Raw genomic sequence first — 8,715 nt, 5'->3', positions numbered from 1 at the left:
ATTATTTTGTTTTTGCAACTTTTTTAAAAAAACTTTCATTTATTCTTAATGTATGCACTTTGTAATAAATAGTTTACATATACTTTCAATATTTATTATATTTTATATTTTAACTATTTTTATATTTTTATTAAATTTTAAAATAATTTATATAAATTAATGATATAATAAAATATATTTAAATGACAGCATACAGAAAGGCAATACAGCTTATGGAAAATACACAGTTAGATTTATATGTTAAAAATAATAATACCTATATAAATGTCCCACAAGAAATATTAAACAAAGGAAGTAAAGTAATCTCAAACTATATGAGAATATGTACAGATATAGAAAATTTAAAGGAAAATATCAATAAATACTTATTTGATAAAACAAGTAAAGTAACTCCTTTAGATATAATGAAAAAAATTCTAAAAATAAAAAATCAAGAATGTCTTAATGAAATTTCACCTTTTTTAGAAACTGATATAAATAATATAGAAGAAAGATTAATAAATATTTGTGCAGCCTTAGAAGTAGATTTAGACAAATTGTACGAAATGAGAGATAAACTAGCCCAAAATTATATAAGTACACAACATTGTATTGAAAATATAATTGATGAGAATTATGTAAATGGTATAATTGATTTTATCAAAAATGGAGAAATGTATTCATTAACTACAAAATCTAGATACGGAACTATGTCCCAGGATTATAACTTGAAAAATCTAGACGAAATAGTTGATTTAAACGAAGAAGAAATTAATGGTAGATATAGCCCTATTCTTGTTATTCATAGGCCTGCTAAATATCATAGGGGGACCTATATACTTGAAGATAATAGCTATGTCTATATAAAAAGACAACCAATACACGCTCTGATAAAACAAGAAAAATTTGAAGATAAAGGTATTGATTCTATGGGTGCTATATTATACAAAAAACTTGATCACAACCTTACAAATGAAAATTTACAAGAATTATTAGCCGAAATTTATGTATATTCTCAAAAACATAATCTTAAATTTGATAATATTAAACTTGCAGACATAAGTGCTAACAAAGTGTGGATGACTGCTGATAAACTAAAAAAGGAATTTAAAGAGCTTAGGTATTATCACAAGAATTTAAGTCAAAAGTTAAAAGAAATATATAATAGTACGGGCTCATACTATATTCAAATTGGTGGTAAGTATATTTTTAATAGTAGAGAGTTTTTACGCAATTATAAAGCGTATAAAGATAAAGATATCAACGGATAAATCAAAGATAGCTAGTCCTAGGACTAGCTATCTTTAATTTATTTTGCTAACATTGAGGTAGTGTAAATTTCCCCTAAACATAGTAGATTGGCTTTTTATTATACCAATTTAGTAAACTAAATAATTCCCAATCTATTTTTTATCTCAGGTAAATATTTTAGAAATACAAAATAAAAATTATCTTCTTCTTTTATTTTTATACGATAACAGCTATCTAATAAAATTTGATTAATTGCCTCAACTTCTTTTTCATCTCTCACAAACTTTAATCTAAAAGTTAGTGCCTTAATAAATTTGTACCACTCTAAGATAAACTTCCTATTTTCCTCATAGTTTTCGATTCCTACCCAATTTTTCACCTTAACATCTTTCAAATCTTCCTTAGGACAATTTCCTACTTGTAGAAAATACTTAAAATCATCATCTTTGTATACTCTTCCAAGAGGAAATAATCTACAAATGTTTGGTCGCTTAGAATGAATAATACATCTACCTTCTTTGTTTAAAAAACTACATTTTTTATTATTATCTTGCATCTTTAAGTGTGGTAGTAAAATTTTGTTATTTGGGCGCAATACTATCTTGTCTCCTAATAATTCATCAAAATCAACACCTAAGTAGCTTACCATTTCATATACATCAAAAGGTGTAAGTACCACTAGCTCTCCCACATCACTACAACAATCGCTGCATCCATTACAACCATATGTATCTGCTTTTACTATATCATCAATATCATATAATTTGCCATCTGAAATTTCTTCTAATCTATTTATAGTTTTCATATATTGTCATCCTCATTTCTTATCTATATTTTATTAGAATACTTAACTACATCTTATTATACTAAATTTTATCTTAAAATGAGATAAGATTTAGTATAAATAAAAAAAGAATCTAAGTAAATAACTTTACATAGACCCTTGTATTTTTTTAAAATTTAAAGTTTCCTGACTTTCCACCACTCTTTTCTAATACTCTAATATTACTTATAACCATTCTTTTATCTATAGCTTTACACATATCATATATAGTTAATGCTGCTATTGAACAAGCATTTAATGCCTCCATTTCAACGCCTGTTTTTCCTAGTGATTTACATGTAGCATATATATTTATACTGCTATCATTATCATTTATTTCAAACTCTAAATCAGCACCTACCAAATTGATTTGGTGACACATAGGAATATTCGTAGATGTATTCTTTGCTCCCATTATTCCTGCAACTTGAGCTACCGAAAGAACATCACCTTTTTTTATTTGCCCATTTTTTATTTTGTCCATTACCTCTTTACTAAGATGAATAGTTGCTACTGCTACTGCAATTCTTACAGTATCACTCTTTTCACTTATATCAACCATTTTGGCATAGCCTTTTTCATTTATATGAGTTAACATATTAGCCTCCTAATCTAAATCTTCTATTACTTCTATTTTATCTCCAGGACGCACTTCTCCACCTTTTAAAATTTTAGTAAATATTCCTTCTCTAGGCATTACACAGTCTCCAACTTGAGCTTTTATTGCACATCCTGCATGACACTTTTTACCTATTTGAGTAACTTCTTGTATAGTATCTCCTATTTTTAGCTTTGTTCCAACTGGTAATTCATATAAAACTATATCTTTGGTAGTTATATTTTCTGCAAATTTTCCGGTACATAAACCTTCAACTCCCATAGCTCTAATTTTATCTATACTTTCATCACCTAATAAACTTACTTGTCTATGCCAGTCCCCTGCATGAGCATCTCCTATTAAACCATGATTTTCTTTAAATACACCAACTTCTATTGGAGTTTTTATAACTCCTTTGGTTTCACTTATATTGACTGCTAATACCACTCCACTTTTATTCATCTCTCTTATCTCCTTATTAATTATATATTAATTTATAATTAAATTTATAAATTAACTATTTTAGCCACCTATTTTTACCATATCTCGTTTTATATATTGTCCTTTTTCTAGGTTATGTTCCTTTGGTTTTTCATTTACAGATTTTAATATCAATTGTTTTAAATCGATTTTAGACTCTATTGCACTTTTTAAATCTATCTCATCATCTGAATGTAAACATAATTTTAGTTTTCCATCATAGGTAACCCTTAATCTATTACATTTATCACAAAACTTACAAGATATAGGATTTATTATTCCGACTCTACCTTTTGCACCCTCTAGCTTATAATAGGTTGCTGGCGAAGATTGTTCTTCACAATCTATTCTTTTTAAACGTTTAACTTTTTCTAATATTACATTACTAGATATAAACTTTTCGATGCTCCAGTTTTGAGCTTGTCCAATTGGCATAAGCTCTATAAATCTAACATCTATTTCATCATCTACAGTTAAATTCACTAATTTATTTATTTCATCTTCATTAAATCCACCAATCAAAACTACATTTATTTTTATAGGAGTTAAGCCTACTTTTTTACATTCTTCAATTCCATCTAATACATTTTGAAGATTTCCACCTCTTGTTATTTCCTTATACTTATTGCTATCTAAAGAATCCAAACTAATATTAACTCTTTTAACTCCATATTCTTTGAGCTTACTTGCATATTTTTTGAGTAAAACACCATTAGTAGTTATAGTAAAATCTTTTAAATTAAGACTTCCTACTCTTTTTATTATCTCTAGACTATCTTTTCTAGCTAATGGTTCTCCTCCTGTTATTCTTATTTTATCTATGCCTAAGTCAACCATGTCACTAGCGATTTTATATATTTCATCACTAGATAAAATGTCATGTTTTTCATTATTGTTGTTCACTTCTGGCATACAATACTTACACTTTAAGTTACAATTGTCTGTAATAGACATTCTTAAATAATTTATTTTTCTTCCATAAAAATCTATCATATATAAATCACCTCTCCTGTATTGTAAAATTCATAACCCTCAAGATTTTCGACTTGATTTTTAAAGTCTTCACTTTTTAATATATTTATAAAACTTTTTATTTTTTCATCTTTTAGATTACTTTCTTTCACTAAGAAATCATAGCTCTCATAGCCTATTGGAATAAAATCTAATTCCATGGCTTTAGCTACAGACATAATTCCAAGTCCGGTATCTGCACTTTCACTTTTAACAGTAACTGCTACTGCCATGTGAGTATTCATTTCTCTTTCATATCCAATTATGTTATTAATATCTATATTTAATTTGCTTAAATTATAATCTAGTAAAAGTCTAGTCCCAGCACCTCTTTGTCTATTTATATAGCAAATATCTTTTCTTTTCAAATCATCAAAACTCTTTATATCCTTAGGATTTCCTTTTTGAACTATAAATCCTTGAAGTCTTTTAACACCTTTTATCAAAGCCATTTTATCATCTTTAAAATATTTTCTAACATAACTTATATTATATTCCCCAGTATTAGTATCTAATAAATGTATTGGTGCTATATGAGCTTCATTTCTTTTAATAGCCATTACCCCACCCATACTACCTACATGTCCTGAGGATAAATTTATTTTATTAGCTATAATATCCATCACTATATCATGACTTCCAATAGAAACTAAAGAATTTTTTATTTGGCTCATCGGTTTTAAAAGCTTCACTTTTACAGTACTTCCTGCTTCAATTCCTTCTGTGTTTCTAGGTATCTCAATAAATCCATCTGCTTTAACTAAACTCATAGTAACTCCTGCACCTCTAGTTAAGGGTGTTGCTACTAATTTATCATCTACATAACCTAAATTAACACGAACTACTTCTTTGTGTTTTAAAGATGACACTAATCTTTTTGAAAGTATAGCATCATAATTATCTTCTTGCTCTTTTTCTAATCCACTAAATTTTAACATTATTCTTTTAGCAATTTCTTCAAAAACTATATAAGCTGAAACTGGATATCCAGGTATTCCAACTACAGGTTTATTGTTTACTAGTCCAAGTATTGTTGGTTTTCCTGGTTTTAGGGCTATACCATGAACTACAACTTCTCCTATTTCCCTTATAACCTTCACCATGTAGTCTTTGCTTCCTGCTGATGTTCCTGCATTTACTACTACCAAATCACTATTTTTACTAGCTTCATCTATAGTCTTTTTTAAATTTTCATAGTCATCTTCTTGTGGTGAATATCTACCCGGTATTCCTCCATATTTAATTACTAAATTCTCAAATACTCTAGAATTAGTATCTATTATTTTTCCTTTTTTTATATCTTCTATATTTTCTATAATTTCATTTCCTGTTGGAATTATTGAAACTAATGGCTTTTTAAATACTTTTAACCTAGATATCCCTCCAGAGATCAATGCACCTATATCCATAGGTCTTATTTTATGATTAGATGGTAATATCATTTCTCCCGCTACAATATCTTCACCAATAGGTCTTATATGTTGCCAAGGATAAGAAGGTGCTATTATTTGAACTTTATTGTTGTCAAGTTCCATAACATCTTCAATCATTATTACTGAATTATAATCTTCTCCTATTACATTTCCAGTGTTAACATATATAAAGTCTTTATTTAATATAAGTGTTTTTGGATTTACTTCATTTGCACCCATTGTATTTTCTGAGCATACTGCAATACCGTCCATGGCCGCACTATTATAATGAGGAGATGAATTTTTAGCAAAAATAGGTTCTATAGTTACTCTATCTAAACAATCATATACTTCTATTTCATCACAAGAATCAAAATTAAAGTTTATCTTGGAAAAATAAGAAGTTATAGCCTCATCTAAATCAATATTTGATATATATATATTTCTATCTTCTTTTTTCATAGTAATCACCTTATAATAAATGAACTTTTATTTCTTGTTCTTTATATAACCCTTCACAGTCTTCATCTATAATTATATATCCACAGGATTTTGATAGTAGAGTTATCATAGATGATTTTCCAAACATAGGTTTAGCATAATATTTATTGGCAATTTCTTCTAAACTAACCATTTGGTAAGTTTTCTTCCCTGGCGAAGAATGTAAATTTGTATTTATTATAGCATCTACAGTATATGTAGTTTCCTTAATATCTAATATTTGATTTACTAAATACTCAATAAATATTTTAAAAACTATTATTGCAGATACCGGATGTCCTGGAAGTCCTATAACAGCTTTATTCTCACACTCTCCAATTATAGTTGGTTTTCCTGGTTTCAAAGCTACGCCATGTACTAATACACCTTGCCCATCAAATGAATTTATAACATCATGAGTATAGTCCCTAGTTCCAACAGAACTTCCACCTGAAAGTAAAACTATATCACTATTTTTTATTCCGTTTGATACTTCTTCTTTTAATAATTCATAATTATCTTTAACAATAGATTTTTTTACAACACTTCCACCTAATTTTTTAATAAGTGAACAAATTGCATATCCATTTATATCTCTAATTTTACCAAATTCTAAATTCTCATCTAAGTCTATAATTTCATCACCAGTTGAAATTACAGTAAATTTTATAGATTTATAAACTTCTATCTCATAAGCTCCTAGGGATGCTAATACACCTATATCTTGAGAATTAATTTTTTTACCTTTTTTTAGTACCACTTGATTTTCCTTAATATCATCACCTTTATAAACTACATTCTCACCAGTTGATATAGGTTTATGAATAGCTATAGTACTTTCATCAAGTTTTTCAACATACTCTATCATAATAACAGAGTCTGCACTTTTAGGAAGCATTCCTCCTGTTGGGACATAAATGCATTGTCCATTTTTAATATCAATGTCTACTGCTTGTCCCATATTAACTTCGCCAGTAACTTCTAAAAATGTAGGCATACAATCGCTACATCCATGACTATCATTACTTTTTATAGCATAGCCATCAACAGTTGACCTATTAAAATCTGGAACATTAATTTGAGAAGCTATATCTTTACTTAGAACTCTTTCATAGCAATCTAAAATAGTTACTTTTTCAGTTTCTATTTTAATATTTTTAAAATTGTTAATCAAAATATTTTTGACTTCATCAACAGACATTACATTAAAAAATTCCACTTAATTTACCTCCAGTTTATCTAAAACAATTACATTATCACATAAAGATTTTATTAGTTTTTTATCATGTGAAATCAATATAATTGTGTTTTTATCATATTTATTGTAATTCATAATAATACTTTCAATAGTTTTTATAGATTCAAAATCTATATTAGAAGTTACTTCATCTAACATTAGCACTTTGGGGTTAAACACCAAAGCTCTAGCTAATGCAACTTTTTGCTGTTCTCCTCCTGATAATTCAAGAGCCTTTTTATCTTTCAAACTTTCTATGTCTAAGTTCTTTAATATTTCTTCAATTTTAAATTTATTATCTTCTTTTTTAGTGTTCCTAATTTTTAGAGGATAATATAAATTTTTATATACTGTATCGTTTAAAAGCCTTGGTTTTTGAAAAACTAAGGTTATCTCTTTTTGAATTTTCTTATTTAACTTTTTCTTATCATAATAAACTTGTCCACAAAAATTTTTGTCAATTCCGCTTATTATATTTAATAAGGTACTTTTACCTGCACCATTTTCTCCAACTATTCCAGTTATTTTATTACTTTCAATTTCTAATTGTTTTATATCTAAAACTAACTTATCTTTATAATATTTTTGTAAATTTTTTATAGTTATATTCATATTAATCCTCCATACTATAATTATAAGTTATATTATTTATAATAAATGATATTAAAAGTAAAACTATTCCTAGTGCTATTGCCATAGAATAATCTCCCATAGAATTATACATAGCAATAGATGTAGTCATAACCCTTGTATATCCTTTTATATTTCCACCTACAACCATGACTGCTCCAACTTCTGAAATCGCTCTTGAAAATGCAGTTATGATATTTATCAATATCTCTTCTTTTAATTCCCTAATAATAAGAGTTACAATTTGTAATTTGTTAGCTCCTAAAGTTATCCCTATTTCTTTTATATACTTACCTCTAGATTTACTTAGATTATATGTAAGACCTAAAATTAATGGGGATATTAAAATAGATTGAGCTATTATCATTACAGATGGTGTGTACATCAGATTTAAAAAACCTAGTGGTCCATTTCTAGTTAATATTATAGAAATCACAAGCCCCACTATAACAGATGGAATACTCATACCTGTATATACTAATCTAGAAAACAATGACTTAAACTTAAAATCATTTATTCCTGTATATACACCTAAAGGAATCATTAAAATAGAAGATATGAAAGTAGCAATACAAGAAACTTTTAATGATAACAATATTATCTCATATATATCTTTATCAAAAGTTAATAACATTTGTATACTATTTTTAAATCCTTCTACTATATAATCCATAGCCTTTACCTACTTTGCATTTGGAGTAAATAAAGACTGCCCGTACTCTTCTTTTTTAAAGTTCTCTATATTTTTTTGAGTTTCGTCTTCTAAAATCCATTCTTCAAATTCTTTAGCTTCTTTATCATTTATATTATCAAA

General features: G+C 27.1%; 9 protein-coding genes. 1 reads left to right on the top strand and 8 read right to left on the bottom strand.

Going from position 1 to position 8,715, the window contains the following annotated elements:
- Positions 1 to 182: 182 nt before the first annotated feature.
- Entirely contained in the window at positions 183 to 1,250 is a 1,068-nt protein-coding gene (locus ACRC03_RS07340) for a hypothetical protein (protein ID WP_438651912.1), read from the top strand.
- Positions 1,251 to 1,366: 116 nt separating this feature from the next.
- Here the strand turns inward: ACRC03_RS07340 and ACRC03_RS07335 are convergent, their stop codons facing one another.
- The 8 genes from ACRC03_RS07335 to ACRC03_RS07300 all read right to left on the bottom strand — a co-directional run bounded on the left by ACRC03_RS07335 (position 1,367) and on the right by ACRC03_RS07300 (position 8,574).
- Positions 1,367 to 2,035: a YkgJ family cysteine cluster protein gene (locus tag ACRC03_RS07335; protein WP_438651911.1), complete on the bottom strand. Its 669-nt coding sequence runs from the start codon at positions 2,033 to 2,035 to the stop codon at positions 1,367 to 1,369.
- Positions 2,036 to 2,183: 148 nt separating this feature from the next.
- Positions 2,184 to 2,651, bottom strand: coding sequence for a cyclic pyranopterin monophosphate synthase MoaC (gene moaC, locus ACRC03_RS07330; RefSeq protein ID WP_438651910.1), 468 nt, complete (start codon positions 2,649 to 2,651; stop codon positions 2,184 to 2,186).
- 9 nt (positions 2,652 to 2,660) lie between these two features.
- Complete coding sequence (locus ACRC03_RS07325; RefSeq protein ID WP_438651909.1) at positions 2,661 to 3,113, bottom strand: MOSC domain-containing protein; 453 nt, start codon at positions 3,111 to 3,113, stop codon at positions 2,661 to 2,663.
- A 60-nt stretch (positions 3,114 to 3,173) separates the two neighbouring features.
- Positions 3,174 to 4,124 (bottom strand): GTP 3',8-cyclase MoaA, encoded by a 951-nt coding sequence (gene moaA / locus ACRC03_RS07320; RefSeq protein ID WP_438651908.1) that lies wholly within the window; start codon positions 4,122 to 4,124, stop codon positions 3,174 to 3,176.
- Complete coding sequence (locus ACRC03_RS07315) at positions 4,121 to 6,016, bottom strand: molybdopterin biosynthesis protein (RefSeq protein WP_438651907.1); 1,896 nt, start codon at positions 6,014 to 6,016, stop codon at positions 4,121 to 4,123. The genes moaA and ACRC03_RS07315 overlap by 4 nt, the downstream gene beginning before the upstream one ends.
- Before the next feature lie 10 nt (positions 6,017 to 6,026).
- The gene (locus tag ACRC03_RS07310) at positions 6,027 to 7,253 is read right to left on the bottom strand and encodes a molybdopterin molybdotransferase MoeA (protein ID WP_438651906.1); all 1,227 of its coding nucleotides are present in this window, start codon (positions 7,251 to 7,253) and stop codon (positions 6,027 to 6,029) included.
- Complete coding sequence (locus ACRC03_RS07305; protein ID WP_438651905.1) at positions 7,254 to 7,883, bottom strand: ATP-binding cassette domain-containing protein; 630 nt, start codon at positions 7,881 to 7,883, stop codon at positions 7,254 to 7,256.
- 1 nt (position 7,884) lies between these two features.
- Entirely contained in the window at positions 7,885 to 8,574 is a 690-nt protein-coding gene (locus tag ACRC03_RS07300) for an ABC transporter permease (RefSeq protein WP_438651904.1), read from the bottom strand.
- Positions 8,575 to 8,715 lie beyond the last annotated feature (141 nt).

It is taken from the genome of Romboutsia sp., from assembly GCF_051659545.1.
Classification (GTDB): domain Bacteria; phylum Bacillota; class Clostridia; order Peptostreptococcales; family Peptostreptococcaceae; genus JBOFOR01.
This window is presented reverse-complemented; position numbering and strand designations above follow the sequence as displayed.

Bases quoted from the DNA above. Each gene is read 5' to 3' on its own strand.
- ACRC03_RS07340 (WP_438651912.1), top strand. From the start codon at position 183: ATGACAGCATACAGAAAGGCAATACAGCTTATGGAAAATACACAGTTA.
- ACRC03_RS07335 (WP_438651911.1), bottom strand. From the start codon at position 2,035: ATGAAAACTATAAATAGATTAGAAGAAATTTCAGATGGCAAATTATAT.
- moaC (WP_438651910.1), bottom strand. From the start codon at position 2,651: ATGTTAACTCATATAAATGAAAAAGGCTATGCCAAAATGGTTGATATA.
- ACRC03_RS07325 (WP_438651909.1), bottom strand. From the start codon at position 3,113: ATGAATAAAAGTGGAGTGGTATTAGCAGTCAATATAAGTGAAACCAAA.
- moaA (WP_438651908.1), bottom strand. From the start codon at position 4,124: ATGATAGATTTTTATGGAAGAAAAATAAATTATTTAAGAATGTCTATT.
- ACRC03_RS07315 (WP_438651907.1), bottom strand. From the start codon at position 6,016: ATGAAAAAAGAAGATAGAAATATATATATATCAAATATTGATTTAGAT.
- ACRC03_RS07305 (WP_438651905.1), bottom strand. From the start codon at position 7,883: ATGAATATAACTATAAAAAATTTACAAAAATATTATAAAGATAAGTTA.
- ACRC03_RS07300 (WP_438651904.1), bottom strand. From the start codon at position 8,574: ATGGATTATATAGTAGAAGGATTTAAAAATAGTATACAAATGTTATTA.